This is a genomic window from Acinetobacter sp. GFQ9D191M (assembly GCF_011174875.1).
Lineage (GTDB): Bacteria > Pseudomonadota > Gammaproteobacteria > Pseudomonadales > Moraxellaceae > Acinetobacter.
This window is the reverse complement of record NZ_JAALGV010000110.1, coordinates 15,451-31,308: the sequence shown is the minus strand read 5'-3', so window position 1 is coordinate 31,308 and position 15,858 is coordinate 15,451. Positions and strand designations below refer to the sequence as shown.

Here is a 15,858-nt window from a genome sequence, read left to right as displayed (position 1 = left end):
TGCTTAACTGACTGGCATTAATCCGAAGATGGGTTTTTTATAATGAAATTTCTTAGTTTGGATTAGAAGCGGTATTTCGCAGCTAGACCAAATTTGTTGTAGTCTTGGTTACCAATTTCACCAAAACCTACACGACCTTCCAAGCTCACTTGTTCATTAAAGAATTTACGTGCACTTACACCAAATTCATTTGAGTCATATGGGCCATTGTCTTTGCTTTGATAATCAGCACCAACACTTAAAGTTTTGTCGATGAAGTAGTCAGCTTTTAAGTTGTACTCATCCAGGTCGCCAAAGGCAGCGCCAGCTTCAAGGTTAATGTCTTTACCATTACTTAAAGTAGTCACATATTTAGCACGTAAAGTTGGATCTACACCGTCATCATAGTCATTGTCATAACCTTTCACACCTGCTGCAATTAACAGACCTGGTGCAGGTAAATAACCGACTTCAGCACTATAAACGGTTTCGTCAAAATCAGGTGCATAGTCGTATTTAGAATCATCACGACCTACGCTACCACTCAAATAAAAATCTGAATTTGGTACGAAGTATTCAGCACCTACACCATAACGGTGACGTTCTGAAGAGTCGTAATCATCATATTGATATTGAGCTTTCACATTACTTGCACGATCAAGGAAAGCTGCTTCGGCCAATGGCGCATTACGTGTTTCAACTGGATTAAAGTAGTATGTGCCATCAACACCAAAAGAGCCGCTTGAGCTACCATTATCCGGGTCTGTTAGGCCTGCAGATGCACCCACTTCCGCTTGATAAGCATGAGCTGCTGTACCTGTAAGAGCTACGGCTGAAAGTAATGCTGAAGCGATTGCTAGTTTTTTCATGCGGATACTCCCCTCTGAAAATATGGCTAAAATTAATACACTTTTTGTTACAACTTTAAGTCTAGACCAATTCCAATAATCGTCAATCAAAGGAAAGTTACTACATTGTGAGTAAGGTAATATTATGTAATTTTCATTTAATAACTAATTGAATTTAAAGAATAAAAATGAAATGTTTTGTTTTATTAAAAGTGTGTAGATATTGTGGAATGTATTGAAAATGCTATTTTTTATCTTATTTTGTAGGGGTTTTAGGGTTTTAAAATGAATAAAAAATTGAGTATAAAAATACAACGAAATATATTTAAGAATAGAATGAGAAAGTATTAAAAATAATATTTAGCTATTTTATCGGGCTGACAAATTTTGTAATTAAAAAATGTGCTAGTGACATTTTCTTGCTTAGCTTTAAAGATGGATTTATCGCTATAAATTGGCGAAATAGACTGTGATATAATATTGACCTAAGAATTTATACCTAATTTTGATTGAGAGTAATTCACGTGGAAATTAATCCGTATCTAAACCAATTAAAAGACTTAAACGAACGTGGTCAAACACTACGGGGGTATCTTTGACTACGATCTGAAAAAAGAGCGTTTAGAAGAAGTCCTGCGTGAATTAGAAGACCCGGCGATCTGGAATGACCAGAGTCGTGCTCAGGCCATGGCCAAAGAAAAAGGCGAGCTTGAAAATGTACTTAATGTACTGGACGGCTTAACGACCCAGCTTGAAGATGCCCAAGCAATGCTTGACCTTGCGGTTGAAGCAGATGAAGAGACCATGCTGGAAGATGTGCAGGCTGAGCTGAATGCGGCTGAAGAAGGACTGGCGAAGCTTGAGTTCCGTCGTATGTTCAGCAATCCGATGGATCCAAACCCTTGCTATGTGGAAATTCAGGCAGGTTCCGGCGGTACCGAAGCACAGGACTGGGCATCTATGCTGCTACGTATGTACATGCGCTGGATCGAACGTCATGGTTTTAAAGCTGAACTGATGGAAGAATCTGATGGGGATGTTGCCGGGATTAAATCTGCGACGATTCGTGTCGAAGGTGAGTATGCTTATGGCTGGTTGCGTACCGAATCTGGTGTACACCGTTTAGTGCGTAAATCACCATTTGACTCGGGCAACCGTCGTCATACGTCATTTTCTGCCGTGTTTGTCTCACCTGAAGTAGATGACAATATCGAAATTGAAATCAATCCTTCAGATGTCCGTACCGATACCTACCGTGCGTCAGGCGCGGGTGGTCAGCACATTAACAAAACTGACTCTGCCGTGCGTTTAACCCACATTCCAACTGGTATCGTGGTGGCGTGTCAGAACCAGCGTTCACAACATGCCAACCGTGACCATGCTTGGAAGCAGCTGCGTGCCAAGCTGTATGAGCTGGAAATGAATAAACGTAATGAAGCTGCACAGGCATTGGAAGATTCTAAGTCCGATATTGGCTGGGGTAGCCAGATCCGTTCTTATGTTCTCGATGATTCACGTATCAAGGATTTGCGTACAGGAGTGGAAAATTCCAATACTGGCGCAGTTCTGGACGGTGATCTGGACAAATTTATCGAAGCAAGCCTGAAACAGGGCCTGTAAGAAATCGTTTAAAAGCTGGCGTAACAAAGCTTTAACAGACTGTGACTCTTATATCTAAATTATTCGATATATAAATCGAAAAAATACGATATAATGGTCGCAGATGCTGAATGAAGTTTCGTTGCGCCACTGATTGTGATGTGCCTATGGACCTTGATCTAATTTTTAAAGCCTTAGCCAATCCGACCCGTCGACAAATTCTGGAGTGGTTAAAATCTCCAGAGCAATATCTGTCTGCGGAAGAGTGTGGTGGCTTTCAACGTGGGGTCTGTGCAGGTCAAATTGAACGTTTGGGCCAGGTTTCACAGTCCACCATGTCCAATCACCTGTCGGTATTACAGCAGGCTGGCCTGATTACTGCGACCAAGCATGGACAGTGGTCATATTTCTCCCGCAATGAAACTTTGATTCAGCAATTTATCGAACACCTACAACAACACCTTTAACAGGTGGGAGTAACGATGGCTGAATTAAATTCTCCTTTAACGCTCGGTGCGTTAGAGCTTAAAAACCGTGTCATCATGGCGCCGCTGACCCGTAGCCGCGCAACTGCTGATCGCGTTCCAACCCCCATGATGGTTGAATACTATGCGCAACGTGCAAGTGCTGGCCTGATCATTTCTGAAGCGACAGTGATTTCTGAAGAAGCCAATGGCTATCTAAATACCCCAGGATTGTTTACCGATGCTCAGGTCGAAGGCTGGAAAAAGGTCACTCAAGCGGTTCATGAGAAGGGCGGTCTGATTGTTGCCCAGCTTTGGCATGTTGGTCGTGTATCGCATCCGGATCTGTTAAATGGTGAAACACCAGTGTCTGCAAGTGCAGTACAACAGGCGGGTCATGTCAGCTTGTTACGTCCAAAACGTCCATACGTTACGCCACGTCCCTTGGAAGTTTCTGAAATTCACGCGATTACCGAGCAATACAAGCAAGCCGCGATTCGTGCCAAAGAAGCCGGTTTTGACGGTGTTGAATTACATGCTGCCAATGGTTATCTGATTGATCAGTTCCTGCAAAGCAAAACCAATCAGCGTGAAGATGAATACGGCGGTTCAGTCGAAAACCGTACACGTTTCCTGCTAGAGGCAACTGATGCACTGATTGAAGTATGGGGTGCGGATCGTGTAGGGGTGCATTTTGCTCCGCGTGGTGATGACCATGACATGGGTGATAATGATCCACGTGAAACATTTGGCTATGCCATGGAGCAGCTGGGCAAGCGCAAGATTGCCTTCTTCTTTACCCGTGAATATCTGGCTGAAGACAGTATTTCCGAATATATGAAAGAGCGTTCAGGTGGAGTGCCTTATATTGCCAATATGCAACTGAGTCGCGAAGATGCGATTGAGCTATTGGCAGCTGAAAAGGCAGATGCAGTGGCATTTGGTAAAGCCTACATTGCAAATCCTGATCTATACGAACGTCTGCTTGATAATGCACCGCTTAATGAGCTGAAAATGGAAAATATGATCGGCAGTCAGGTGGCTGAAGGTTATATTGATTATCCAACTTTGGCAGAAGTTAGAGTATTAAGCACCATAGAATAATTCGAAATAAGAGCCACATCGATTAACATGTCGATGTGGCTCTGTTATATTTTGCCGATTGAATCTGTTTTGGGGCGCAATGTGGCTACTCCATTCTGGTATAACGCAGCCTTGGCGCTAGCGAAACCGCTTTATCAATCCCGTATACGTAAACGTGCGACCAGTCCGGAACAATTAGAACAAGAACTGTTGGAACGTTTTGGTCCTTTCCAGTCCCCTAAAAATCTGCAGGCGATCTGGTTTCATGTGGTATCCGTAGGGGAAACCAATGCCGCTCAACCTTTAATTGAACATTACTTAAAACTTGGGCATCCGGTTCTAGTGACCAATACCACCAAGACCGGACAGGCACGTGCCAAATCTCTCTTCTTAAAAGAACCTTATTTAGACTTATTCCAAGCTGTATATTTGCCAGCTGACCAGAAAACCCTGATTCGTGATTTTTATCAAAAATATCAGCCTAAATTGCTGTTATTGATGGAGACTGAGCTCTGGCCAAATCTGATTGACCAGGCACCGAATTTTAATGTGCGTTGCCTATTATTGAATGCCCGTCTTTCTGAAAAATCTGCCAAAGGCTATGGCAAAGTCAAAGGCCTAACCCGTGGCATGCTTAAGAATTTAACCGGCCTTTTGGCTCAGGATACAGCAACCCAGCAGCGTTATATTGATCTAGGTATAGCTTCAGAAAAAACTCAGGTCTTGGGCAATATTAAGTTTGATATCACGGCACCGCAGCAATTTATTGATCATGCTGCTCAATTAAAACAGGAATGGTCTCTACAAAGTCGGAAGATCATTACTCTCGCCAGTACGCATGCGCCTGAAGAACAGCAATTAATGGCTGAACTTAAATCTGCGCTGGATGCAGATTCGACATTAGTTTGTATCGTGGTGCCACGCCATCCGGAACGTTTTGATGAGGTGTTCCAAGCTGCACTATCCTTAGGTTTAAGAACCCAACGCCGTAGTCTGGAACAACGTATCGAAGAAGATACTCAGGTTTATCTGGCGGATTCCATGGGCGAGATGTGGCTCTGGTATGCCTTGAGCCAAGCCTGTTATGTTGGCGGCTCTTTGAATGAACCAGGTGGTGGACATAATATTCTGGAGCCGGTTGCGCTGAATGTCCCAACGATTCTGGGTAAAAACTATTTTAACTTTCAGACGATTGTCGATGAGTTTGTTCAGGCGCATGCGGTAGAAGTAGTGCAGGATGCTAAACAGTCTGCTGAGACTTTGCTAGAAATTCTGAATAATTCAACTAAAGCTGAAAGTTTGAATACTGCTGCACAAAAGATTATGCAGCAGAATCAGGGTTCACTTGAAAGGCATATTCAGGCGATTGATCAATATCTTTGATTATATTCTGATTTGTGAAGAAGCTGATTTTCATGGATTGATTGTATAAGGTTAAAACTAAGCCTTATCTTTATAGATTTAATGCTAGCGCTCTTCTTTCTTTTACTTTTGTTTCGGCAAAAGTAACAAAACCATTTGTCATCCACAAAACTCGTCATATACCATCTTTTTGCAGAGATATCGCAGAACCTATATCAGGCAAAAAGAGTCCTGCCTCGGACAATTGTGGATGACGTTTCCGCGTATCCCGTGATGGATTTGTTGAGTTAATTTTTTATGAATATCGTCCTGCTTGATCCCCGCCAAACCGAATCTGAACTATGGCCGATTAGCTCAAAGCGACAACTGGAGCATTTGCAACAGCATCTTGAGATTCAGGTTGGTGACACATTAAAAGTTGGGATTCGGGAAGGGAAACGGTATTTAACTGAAGTTGTCGAAATTTCTGAAAAAGCGATTTTATTGAAACCCATTCAAGAAGAATCAGTTCCTGCAAAGCTGCCTGTTACCTTGATTGTGGCCTTGCCACGCCCTAAAGTTTTGCGCCGTCTGATCATGGATGCTGTGACCATGGGGGTAGAAAAGATCATTTTATTGCATAGCTATCGGGTGGATAAAAGCTATTGGCAGACCCCATTTTTGCAGCAGCTGAATCATTATATCGATCTCGGGCTAGAACAGGCAGGAGATACGCTTGCTCCGAAAATTGAGCTGTATAAACGCTTTAAACCTTTTGTTGAAGATATTTTGCCGGGACTCATTACAGCAGACTGTCCAGCCTTTGTTGCACATCCTTATGCGGAACAGCCGATGCCATATGCACTTCAGCATCCTTGCACGATTGTCATTGGCCCCGAAGGTGGCTTTATTCCGTATGAAGTTGATTTGCTCATAAAAAACGGCTGCCAAGCAGTGAGCCTTGGCAACCGTATTCTCCGTACTGAAACGGCGATTTCATATGTTTTAGGTCGACTGTTTAGCGCGAGCTGAGGCATCTTCATGGCCATCGCCACGATAGACTTTCACTTCCTGCACCGGATATGGAATCGAAATATTATGTTCAGCAAAGGCTTGTATCACCCGTTCCTGAACTGCACTGATTGAGGTGCCTATGCCTGTTTCAGTGGTATTGACCCACCATAAGGCTTTGAGAGTAATCGAGAAGTCTGCCAGTGCAATCACATTGACGCTAAATGCAGGTTGACTCAGGATGGTCGGATCTTTATCCAGAATTGCAGTAATAATATCCTTGGCTTTCTGGATATCATCTTCATAACCGATCCCGACCGAAAATTCACAGCGGCGACGGGTATAAGCAGTATTCACCGTGACTGCACTGGTATAGACCGTAGCATTTGGAATTACGATACGACGACCATCTGGCGAGCGTAAAAAAGTTGCACGAATCTGGATATCTTCCACGGTACCCTCCAGACCATTCACGATAATGTCATCGCCAATCTTGAAAGGTTCACCCAGCAAAATCAGTACACCTGAGAGCAGATTCTGGAAAATATCCTTAAATGCGAAACCGATCGCCACCGAACCAATCCCAAGCGCACTCATCAGCTGACCTGGGGTGAAACCTGGAATTGCAATCACCAGCCCGATTAAAACACCGAAGAAAACAATCACGGTACTACCGACACGGTTCAGCACCAGTACCAGATTCTGTCGGGTATAAGTACGGTTTTCTAAAGTCTTACGAACAAAAAACTTAAACAGTTTTGACAGTAACCAGAAAATGACAATGACTGTTAGCGCAATACAGAAATAAGGCACACGCTCCCAGAAACCCTCCATGATCTTGTCAATGGTGCTATAGGCATCATTGTACTTGGAGGTATGTTCGATCACAGTTTGGGCAGTTTTTTCAGTCGCCTGATGCAGGAGCTCAGTCGTCCCTTCAGTTACCTGGCTTAAAGTATTCTCTTGCTCAGCCACAAAAACTCCACAATTTAAATTTCGCTTATTTTGCCTCAACTACAGCAAAAAATTAACAACAGCGAAATTTATACACAATATATTTATGCAAAACAGACACAACTGTCTTAAAAGAACTCAGTCGTTTTTTGTTTCACTTCACTTGGGATTCTTGAAGGTTCACCTTCACTCATATAAGAGAATAACGCAGTCGTCGCCAACAGGCTGAGTACGGTAAAAATGATTACCAGCCAGGCCACAATTTTTTCCCAGACGGGGCTTGTACGTATCGGGCCATACTGATTGCTGCCTCTTGTTCCTGGAAAAAGCAGGATATAAATCCAGACAAACAGATTGATCAAAGGCACGAAGAATAGCAGCATCCACCAGCCACTGCGGTCCAGATCATGTAAGCGTCGTACCGTAATCACAATACCGAAATACAGATAGACCAGCATGATCGCTAAGGCAAACAGGCTGGACAGGCCGTGCAGGGAGATTTGCCAGTTTGAATCTACTGATAGGCTGGCAATGTTCACAATATCAATACTTAAACCTAGCGCAATACTGCTGCATAAGAAAATAAACTGTAAAAATGCAGACCAGGCAATAAAACTCAAACGTCCAAATCGGCCCCTGATCGATAAGGGATGATCTGCTGCAGGAAAAGGAGGAGGGAAATAGGAAGGTTCAGTTGAATTCATGGGCAAGATCCTAAGCTTGTATAAAATACAGTGAGAGTGGGCGACTCATTTTATTTGACGATAGCAATATCTAGCTGACTTTGGCCATAGCTGAGCATTATCCGAAGTTATTCTGATTGAATTTGAATAAATAATCTACGACGAAAGCATGATTGTCGGATTTGAAATATGCAGTACATACTGCCATTATGCATAAAAAACAATCAACAAAATGCCATCAAGCTCTCGTGATGAGATAGAACAAGATCAAGGAAGCGAACAATGAAAGAAATCTATCCAGTACCAGCAGAATTTAAGAAAACCGCACGTACCACTGATACAGAGTATTTTGAGCGTTATCAGCAATCCATTGAACAACCGGATCAGTTCTGGGCTGAACAGGCACAGCGCCTGGACTGGATCAAACCTTTTACCCAGGTTAAAAATACCAGTTTTGATAAAGACAATTTTAAAATTGAATGGTTTGCAGATGGCCAGCTCAATGTCAGTGCCAACTGTCTGGATCGCCATCTTAAGGAACATCCTTATAAACCGGCGATTATCTGGGAAGGGGATCATCCATCCCGTCACAAGATTATTTCTTTTCATGAGCTTTATGATGAAACCTGCCGTTTCGCCAATGTCCTGAAAAAGAACGGAATTAAAAAGGGCGACCGGGTGGTGCTGTATATGCCAATGGTCTCGGAAGCCGCAATTGCCATGCTGGCCTGTGCCCGGATTGGTGCAGTGCATTGTGTGGTGTTTGGTGGTTTCTCACCTGATTCTCTGGCCAGCCGGATTGAAGACAGTCAGGCCAAAATGGTGATTACCGCAGATTCGGGCATGCGTGGTGGCAAAGCTATTCCACTGAAAGCCAATGTGGATGAAGCCCTGAAAGTCGCCGGTACCGAATCGGTTGAACATGTCATCGTTGTACATCGCACCGGCAATCCGGTGGAAATGCAACAGGGGCGTGATCTCTGGTATCACATGGAAATCATGACCGTCAATGAGATCTGTCCGCCTGAGCCGATGAATGCAGAAGATCCGCTATTTATTTTATATACCTCGGGTTCAACCGGAAAACCTAAGGGCGTACTACATACCACAGGCGGTTATCTGACTTATGTGAATTGCACCTTCCGCGAAGTTTTTGACATCAAACAGGATGATGTGTTCTGGTGTACTGCCGATGTCGGCTGGATTACCGGGCATTCCTATGTACTGTATGGTCCGCTCTCTAATGGTACGACTACGGTCATGTTCGAGGGAGTGCCGCAATATCCGAGCTGGGCACGTACCGGACATATCGTCGACAAGCACAATGTGACCATTCTCTATACTGCACCGACAGCCATTCGTGCCATGATGCGTGAGGGGGATGCCTATGTACGGGAAAGTGATCGTAGCAGCCTGAGAATTTTAGGTTCGGTCGGTGAGCCGATTAACCCGGAAGCCTGGAACTGGTATTACTCGGTAGTCGGTGAAAGCCGCTGTCCGGTGATTGATACCTGGTGGCAAACCGAAACTGGTGGCTTCATGATTACGCCTTTACCAGGTGCGACCGACCTGAAACCGGGTTCTGCAACCCGACCATTCTTTGGTGTGCAACCAGCCATTGTCGATGCAGAAGGCAAGGAAATTGAAGGGGTGGCGGAAGGAAATCTGGTAATTAAGGATTCCTGGCCCGGTCAGATGCGCACCATCTGGGGTGACCCAGACCGCTTTATTGACGCCTATTTCTCGACCTATCCGGGTACCTATTTTACTGGTGACGGCGCACGTCGTGATGAAGATGGCTATTATTGGATTACCGGTCGTGTCGATGACGTACTCAATGTTTCAGGCCATCGTCTGGGTACGGCAGAAATTGAAAGTGCATTGGTTGCACATGAGGCAGTTGCCGAAGCTGCCGTAGTGGGTATGCCGCATGACATCAAAGGTCAGGGGATTTGTGCCTTTGTCACCTTGCAGGCAGGGACTGAAAGTACTGAACAGCTGCGCGGTGAACTGGTAGCTTGGGTACGTAAAATTTTAGGGCCAGTGGCAACGCCAGATGCCTTGCACTGGGCACCCGCTTTACCTAAAACCCGTTCAGGAAAAATTATGCGCCGGATTTTAAGAAAGATTGCTGCCAATGAACTGGACAGTCTGGGCGATACCTCAACCCTGGCAGAACCACAGGTCGTGGATCAGTTAATTGCTGAAGTGCAGCGTAATCAGGCATAAGTTTAGGACGTTCAAATACCGGCATTATTTGCCGGTATTTTTGTCTCAGGAATAAGCTCTGCATGCTTTCGAATATAGTGCCAAGCTGCAATCTGCTAAGCTAAAACTATGCTGAACTTAGGTCAAAAGAATGAATGTACGACAACAATATCTAGATCAATCTCCCCTGCAAATTGCCCAGCAACTGACAGAAACTTTTGCCCAAACAGCCGCAGCTCGTGACAAGCAGGGCGGTAATCCTAAAGCCGAGCGTGATCTGATTCGTCAGAGCGGTTTACTGGGCCTGTCTATTCCAAAACAGTACGGCGGTCAGGAAGCAGACTGGCAGACAATTTTTAAAACCATTCAAATCATTGCCCGAGTCGATAGTTCATTAGCACATGTTTATGGGTTTCATCATTTGCTGATTGCAACGGTTCAATTATTTTCCCAACCAGAACAGTATGGCCCATGGTTTGAACAGACCGCTCGGGAAAACCTGTTCTGGGGCAATACCTTAAATCCACTGGACCGTCGAACTACCGCAACAAAAATTGCTGAAAAAGAATATATTTTTGATGGAAATAAAAGTTTCTGTTCTGGCTCCATTGATTCCGATATCTTACTGTGCTCAGGCTATAACGATGCTGGAAAATTACTCATTGGGGTGATTCCAACAGCACGTAAGGGCGTAAGTTTTCTCGGTGACTGGAATAATATGGGTCAACGCCAGACCGATAGCGGCACCAGCCATTTTGAGCAGGTCAGAATTCACGAAAATGAATTGCTGTTAAATCCCGGTCCACTGAGTACACCGTATTCAAGCTTACGTCCATTGATTGCCCAGCTGATCTTTGTACACATGTTCCTTGGTGTAGCAGAAGGTGCGTTTGAAGTGGCCAAACAAACCGTACAGACTCAGAAAGCCTGGTCAAAATCATTGGTAGAAGATGCAGTAAATGACCCCTTTACCCAGAAGCATTTTGCGGATTTTTATGTGCAGCTGGAAAGCGTCCGTCTCTTGGCAGATAAAGCGATTCAAACCTTACAAGTCGCTTGGGATCTGGGCAATGATCTCACTGCTGAGCAGCGTGGTGAAGTTTCAGTGGCGATTGCTACAGCCAAAATCGCGGCCACCAATACATCTCTCTATATCACCCAGAATATTTTTCAGGTGATGGGCGCGCGTGCGACCACGGCCAAACTGAATCTGGACCGTTTCTGGCGTAATGTTCGCACCCAGACCTTACATGATCCGGTAGATTATAAATATCAGGAAGTTGGGGAATGGATATTGACCGGGAAAGTGCCTGATCCAAGTTTTTATTCTTAATATGAAAATAAAAAGCCTCCAATATTGGAGGCTTTTCATATTAGATGAAGTGATAGTTTCTTCTAAATCTGCTTAAAGGCTTCTATGGCTCGTACACGAGAGGCTTTTAAATCGACAATCGGTTTTGGATAATCCAGTTCCAGATCAGGATTTTTGGCATAAGGTTCATGAATGGATTTGGCATCCAGATGCGCCAGTTCAGGCACCCACTGGCGGATATAGTCTCCATTGGGATCAAACTTCAGGGACTGGCTGACCGGATTAAAAATCCGGAAGTAGGGCACAGCATCCATGCCGGTCGATGCACACCATTGCCAGCCGCCATTATTCGCAGCCAGATCGCCATCAATCAGGTGCTGCATAAACCAAGCTTCACCCAGTCGCCAGTCGATCAGCAAGTTCTTACACAGGAACATCGCAGTAATCATCCTGACCCGGTTATGCATCCAGCCAGTTGCCAGCATTTGCCGCATGCCAGCATCGACAATTGGAATTCCGGTCTGGCCTTGCTGCCAGGCAGCTAGATCTTCGGGGGCATTGCGCCATTGGATCTTATGGGTATTTTGCTTAAATGGTTGGTGTTTGGAGACACGTGGAAAATCAAACAGGGTCTGTAGATAGAATTCCCGCCACAAGAGTTCATCTAACCAGGTCTGCTGACCCACATCCTCAATCTGGAAATAGCCATCCTGAAAAAGAGCTTGCATACATTGGCGAACTGAAATAACACCGATATTCAGATAAGGGGAGAGGCGGCTGGTACCATCAACTGCTGGTAGATCACGGTCGGTTTTATAATGAGCCATTTTGTCCTCGATAAAATCATCGAGCAGATCCAAGGCAGTTCGATCCTCCGCAGGCCAAAGTTGGGCAGCATGCTCTACCACATAATCCGCTGAGAATTTTTCCAGATCAACATTGATGAAATCAGTAGGTAATTGGATTGGATCTTGAGCTTCAATCTCAGGATAGCAGGCGGGTACATCCAGAATTAGCCGCTCATAGCATTTTTTCTTAAAGGCACTATAGACCTGATACGGTTGAGTGGACTGGTTTCGGATACTGCCGAGAGGAAACAGGGTGCGGTCATGATAGAGCTCGACCCTGATCTGTTGCTGTTCCAGTAATTGCTGCACTTGAGCATCACGTTCCAGTTCATTGACACCAACTTCGATATTGGCATGCAGGTTTTCAATTTTCAGGGTTTGACACAGATTCAATATTTCTGGCGCCAAATTTTCCCACAAAGGAATATTCAATATGATCAGCGGGATATTCAGTTGCTGTAGCTGCTGTTTTAAATATTTGAGCCGACGCAGATAAAAATCAGTTTTGATCCGGGCATCCTGATGCAGTTGCCATTGTTCGGGAGAGAGGACTGCTAGCGCAATGCAAGGTCCTTGCTGAGTAGCATGCCAGAGTGCGGCATGGTCATGTATACGGAGGTCTTGGCGGAACCAGATCAACTGCATGGGAATAACGTTCTGAATCGGAATCAGATTATTTTATTCATTCCACCTGAAAATTCTGTATAGAAACGTAGATATGGGCAGAATGATCAGTTAAAAAACCGCCTATGGTATAAGCGGCTCTTTCATTTAACGCTGGTGAATATTTTCTAAGGTATCCACCAAGGTACGCGTGGTCTGGTCAATTTCATAATTGACTTCATCACCTACTTTGGCATTTTTCCAGGTGGTCAGACGCAAAGTTTCGGGAATCAGATCAATCGAAATTTCACTATTGGCGCGATCGACGCGATTGATGGTCAGGCTGCAGCCGTTCAGACCAATAAACCCTTTCAGGAAAAAGTATTTGATATTGCCATCCGGGATCTGAATATCGATATGGTAGGTTTCACCCCGATGTTCCAGATTTTTAATGATTGCTGTACCTTCGATGTGCCCATACAGATTATGCCCGCCATTTTCTGCACCGACTTTGGCAGAGCGTTCGACATTCACTTCATCACCTACTTGAAGAGATTTTAAGGTGGTGAGGGCAAGGGTTACATCGGAGATATCGAAGTGAATCTGGTTTAGCTTCTGATCAATAGTCGTTACGGTGAGGCAGACGCCGTTGATCGCAACACTGGCGCCAATAAAGACATCCTGAAAAAACTGATTTTCGTTGCTCACGATAATGGTAATGAAGCCATTGCCCTGGCGAATATCCACGACTTTTTCCAAGCCTTGTACGATACCGGTATACATAATTTAAATTTCTATCTCATCGGGTTTGGCTTCATTCTAGTCAAGAATGAAGCAGGCGGCTATCTCTATGCCGAGAACACTGTGTTGCACAAAAAAAATCCCTCAAGCCGAGCCTTGAGGGAATGAATCGTTATGCTGAGCATTATTATAGTTTAAACGAGCTCAGCTTCTTGTTTTTCTTGTTGCTGTTCAGCTTGCTGCGCTTCCAGTTTACGCACGAGTGGCAAGACTTTTTCACCGAAATATTCCACTTCTTCAATAAAGTGCAGGAAGCCTGAAAGAACCAGATCAACACCAACTTTTTTCAGTTCGATGATACGTTCTGCAATCTGCTCTGGCGTCCCGATCAGGTTGGTACGGAAGCCATCGTTATATTGCACCAGATCTTCAAACGTAGATTTGGCCCAGTTACCTTCACCTTCCTTACTGGCTGCGCCTGCTTCAAGCGTTGCCTCACCGAAAGATTTTACCGCCTGAACATTGGCCTTGGCCACGATTTCTCGCAGTACTGCTTGCGCTTCCTCTTCAGTATCACGTGCAATCACAAATGCATTTACGCCAATTTTCACAGAGTGATTGTTCGCTTTGGCTTTTTCACGAATATCATCGATCTGTTTTTTCAGCTCTTCCGGCGTATTGCCATTGGTGAAGTACCAGTCAGACACGCGAGATGCCATATCGCGTGCTGCCCGGGAACTCCCCCCCTGGAAGATTTCAATATGCGGTTTTTGTAGCGGTTTTGGACTCAAGGTATAGTCTTTGAACTGGTAGTATTTACCATCAAAACTAAAATTGTTTTGAGTCCAGACCCCTTTCAGGCTGCGAATAAATTCTTCTGAACGTGCATAACGTTCATCATGTTCCGGCCATTCTTCACCAATTGCATCAAACTCGCCACGGAACCAGCCACTTACGACATTAATCGCAATTCTGCCATTGGTCAGATGATCAATGGTTGCCAGCTGCTTCGCTGCCAGCGCAGGCTTCCATGGACCCGGCAAGACCGCGGCAATCACTTTTAAACGTTCAGTTTTTGCCAGGATGCCGTGACTGAAACTCACTGATTCATGCTGGTTTTCAGCGTTATAGCCCGCAGTAAAACGGATCTGGGTCAGGGCATAATCAAAACCTGCTTTCTCAGCAGTTTGCGCCAGACGGACATTATAGTCATAGCTCCAGTCCGTACGCTGTTCGATATCGCTGACCACCAGACCGCCACTGACATTTGGAACCCAGTAAGCAAATACAATATTTTTATCTTGTGACATTATTCTTACCCTCTGAATGAAGTGACCATTAAGCCACTTGAGTCTTTGGCACTTTCTTGCTGTGCAAACGGGATTCTGCGGCATCCAGGCTTGGCACTGCAGCTGAAGGTAAAACTTCTTCCTGTTCGATTTGCTTGTTGATGCCTAGGCTCTGGTTGGCTTGCTGAGATTTTTCTTTAATGACCTCAGCACGCTGCCCCTTTGCTGGCGCCCATTCAAGGATCGGTAGGGCACGAGCCACTGCCAGGGTAATACGGGCACGAAGTAATTCGCTGTGAATAGTATATTCAGGTGTAAAGTCACGATCTGTGGCATATACCCCGATTGGTAAGGTTTGTGCCTGGAAGAAGCTGAATAATGGGCGTAATTGGTGTTCAAGAACCAGCGCATGACGGTCACTACCACCAGAAGCTGCTAAAAGAACCGGTACATCTACCAGCGCCGTTTGTTCTACGAAGTCAAAGAAATGCTTGAACAGGCCCGTAAATGAAGCGCGGTAAACAGGCGTACCAACAATCAGGGCATCTGCTGCTTCAACGGCTGCCAGATCATCCTGCACGCGTTGCGGTAACTGGTTACGGTAAATTGCACCACCTAAAAGCTGGCCGATTTCGCTAAATTTAATGAAATGTACATTGATTGGCGTCGCTTCACCCAGTTCATCCAGAATGGCTTGAACCAGTGCTTCGGTTTTAGATGGGTGATTCAGGCCGCCAGAAACAGCCACGATGTTTAAAGGTTTTTGCTCGGAAAAATGGGACATGTGAAGTACCTAAAAATGGTTAAGCTCGGAATGACCCTATTAATCCCGATTGCCGCAGTAGGTGTAAAATAACGAAATGCTGAAAAGTTATCTGATTTTTCTATATAAGCG

Annotated in this window: 14 protein-coding genes; 7 read left to right on the top strand and 7 right to left on the bottom strand. The window is 44.8% G+C overall.

From position 1 onward, the window contains the following. Positions 1-62: 62 nt before the first annotated feature. A complete protein-coding gene (locus tag G5T77_RS14800; protein ID WP_166139481.1) occupies positions 63-848 on the bottom strand; it encodes a putative porin in 786 nt (261 codons plus the stop codon). 503 nt (positions 849-1,351) lie between these two features. Between G5T77_RS14800 and prfB the strand changes: the two genes are divergently transcribed. The 5 genes from prfB to G5T77_RS14775 all read left to right on the top strand — a co-directional run bounded on the left by prfB (position 1,352) and on the right by G5T77_RS14775 (position 6,346). Beyond that, positions 1,352-2,447, top strand: a protein-coding gene (prfB, locus tag G5T77_RS14795) for a peptide chain release factor 2 (RefSeq protein ID WP_166139482.1) whose coding sequence is annotated in 2 segments (ribosomal slippage) — positions 1,352-1,423 and positions 1,425-2,447 — 1,095 coding nt in all. Because the reading frame shifts where the segments join, the coding sequence is not laid out codon by codon here. A gap of 146 nt (positions 2,448-2,593) precedes the next feature. Further along, positions 2,594-2,893, top strand: coding sequence for a helix-turn-helix domain-containing protein (locus G5T77_RS14790; protein ID WP_121979733.1), 300 nt, complete (start codon positions 2,594-2,596; stop codon positions 2,891-2,893). Between the two features lie 15 nt (positions 2,894-2,908). Beyond that, a complete protein-coding gene (locus tag G5T77_RS14785) occupies positions 2,909-3,994 on the top strand; it encodes an alkene reductase (protein WP_166139484.1) in 1,086 nt (361 codons plus the stop codon). Between the two features lie 81 nt (positions 3,995-4,075). Then, complete coding sequence (locus tag G5T77_RS14780; protein WP_171521904.1) at positions 4,076-5,356, top strand: glycosyltransferase N-terminal domain-containing protein; 1,281 nt, start codon at positions 4,076-4,078, stop codon at positions 5,354-5,356. Between the two features lie 276 nt (positions 5,357-5,632). Beyond that, positions 5,633-6,346, top strand: coding sequence for a 16S rRNA (uracil(1498)-N(3))-methyltransferase (locus G5T77_RS14775; protein WP_166139489.1), 714 nt, complete (start codon positions 5,633-5,635; stop codon positions 6,344-6,346). On the opposite strand, the gene G5T77_RS14770 is transcribed toward G5T77_RS14775, so the two are convergent. Then, the gene (locus G5T77_RS14770; RefSeq protein ID WP_159123798.1) at positions 6,320-7,300 is read right to left on the bottom strand and encodes a mechanosensitive ion channel family protein; all 981 of its coding nucleotides are present in this window, start codon (positions 7,298-7,300) and stop codon (positions 6,320-6,322) included. The two genes, G5T77_RS14775 and G5T77_RS14770, sit on opposite strands and share 27 nt — an antisense overlap. Before the next feature lie 107 nt (positions 7,301-7,407). After that, positions 7,408-7,983, bottom strand: a complete 576-nt coding sequence (locus tag G5T77_RS14765) for a DUF805 domain-containing protein (RefSeq protein WP_034170236.1) — start codon at positions 7,981-7,983, stop codon at positions 7,408-7,410. A 261-nt stretch (positions 7,984-8,244) separates the two neighbouring features. Between G5T77_RS14765 and acs the strand changes: the two genes are divergently transcribed. Together acs and G5T77_RS14755 are read left to right on the top strand one after the other, a co-directional pair. Beyond that, positions 8,245-10,191 (top strand): acetate--CoA ligase, encoded by a 1,947-nt coding sequence (gene acs, locus G5T77_RS14760; protein WP_159123800.1) that lies wholly within the window; start codon positions 8,245-8,247, stop codon positions 10,189-10,191. 130 nt (positions 10,192-10,321) lie between these two features. Then, complete coding sequence (locus G5T77_RS14755; RefSeq protein ID WP_166139491.1) at positions 10,322-11,503, top strand: acyl-CoA dehydrogenase family protein; 1,182 nt, start codon at positions 10,322-10,324, stop codon at positions 11,501-11,503. A gap of 62 nt (positions 11,504-11,565) precedes the next feature. Here the strand turns inward: G5T77_RS14755 and G5T77_RS14750 are convergent, their stop codons facing one another. The 4 genes from G5T77_RS14750 to msuE all read right to left on the bottom strand — a co-directional run bounded on the left by G5T77_RS14750 (position 11,566) and on the right by msuE (position 15,747). Beyond that, positions 11,566-12,975, bottom strand: coding sequence for a deoxyribodipyrimidine photo-lyase (locus tag G5T77_RS14750; RefSeq protein WP_166139494.1), 1,410 nt, complete (start codon positions 12,973-12,975; stop codon positions 11,566-11,568). Positions 12,976-13,101: 126 nt separating this feature from the next. Further along, complete coding sequence (locus tag G5T77_RS14745) at positions 13,102-13,716, bottom strand: riboflavin synthase subunit alpha (protein ID WP_125279183.1); 615 nt, start codon at positions 13,714-13,716, stop codon at positions 13,102-13,104. 152 nt (positions 13,717-13,868) lie between these two features. Further along, positions 13,869-14,984 carry a dimethylsulfone monooxygenase SfnG gene (sfnG, locus tag G5T77_RS14740; protein ID WP_166139497.1) on the bottom strand — a complete coding sequence of 372 codons (1,116 nt, stop codon included), beginning with the start codon at positions 14,982-14,984 and terminating at the stop codon, positions 13,869-13,871. Positions 14,985-15,012: 28 nt separating this feature from the next. Next, positions 15,013-15,747 carry an FMN reductase gene (gene msuE, locus G5T77_RS14735; RefSeq protein ID WP_166139499.1) on the bottom strand — a complete coding sequence of 245 codons (735 nt, stop codon included), beginning with the start codon at positions 15,745-15,747 and terminating at the stop codon, positions 15,013-15,015. Positions 15,748-15,858 lie beyond the last annotated feature (111 nt).

Excerpts from the sequence above, each read along its gene's own strand:
- G5T77_RS14800 (WP_166139481.1), bottom strand. The coding sequence starts at position 848 with ATGAAAAAACTAGCAATCGCTTCAGCATTACTTTCAGCCGTAGCTCTT.
- G5T77_RS14765 (WP_034170236.1), bottom strand. The coding sequence starts at position 7,983 with ATGAATTCAACTGAACCTTCCTATTTCCCTCCTCCTTTTCCTGCAGCA.
- G5T77_RS14775 (WP_166139489.1), top strand. The coding sequence starts at position 5,633 with ATGAATATCGTCCTGCTTGATCCCCGCCAAACCGAATCTGAACTATGG.
- G5T77_RS14785 (WP_166139484.1), top strand. The coding sequence starts at position 2,909 with ATGGCTGAATTAAATTCTCCTTTAACGCTCGGTGCGTTAGAGCTTAAA.
- sfnG (WP_166139497.1), bottom strand. The coding sequence starts at position 14,984 with ATGTCACAAGATAAAAATATTGTATTTGCTTACTGGGTTCCAAATGTC.
- G5T77_RS14755 (WP_166139491.1), top strand. The coding sequence starts at position 10,322 with ATGAATGTACGACAACAATATCTAGATCAATCTCCCCTGCAAATTGCC.
- acs (WP_159123800.1), top strand. The coding sequence starts at position 8,245 with ATGAAAGAAATCTATCCAGTACCAGCAGAATTTAAGAAAACCGCACGT.
- G5T77_RS14750 (WP_166139494.1), bottom strand. The coding sequence starts at position 12,975 with ATGCAGTTGATCTGGTTCCGCCAAGACCTCCGTATACATGACCATGCC.
- G5T77_RS14790 (WP_121979733.1), top strand. The coding sequence starts at position 2,594 with ATGGACCTTGATCTAATTTTTAAAGCCTTAGCCAATCCGACCCGTCGA.
- msuE (WP_166139499.1), bottom strand. The coding sequence starts at position 15,747 with ATGTCCCATTTTTCCGAGCAAAAACCTTTAAACATCGTGGCTGTTTCT.
- G5T77_RS14745 (WP_125279183.1), bottom strand. The coding sequence starts at position 13,716 with ATGTATACCGGTATCGTACAAGGCTTGGAAAAAGTCGTGGATATTCGC.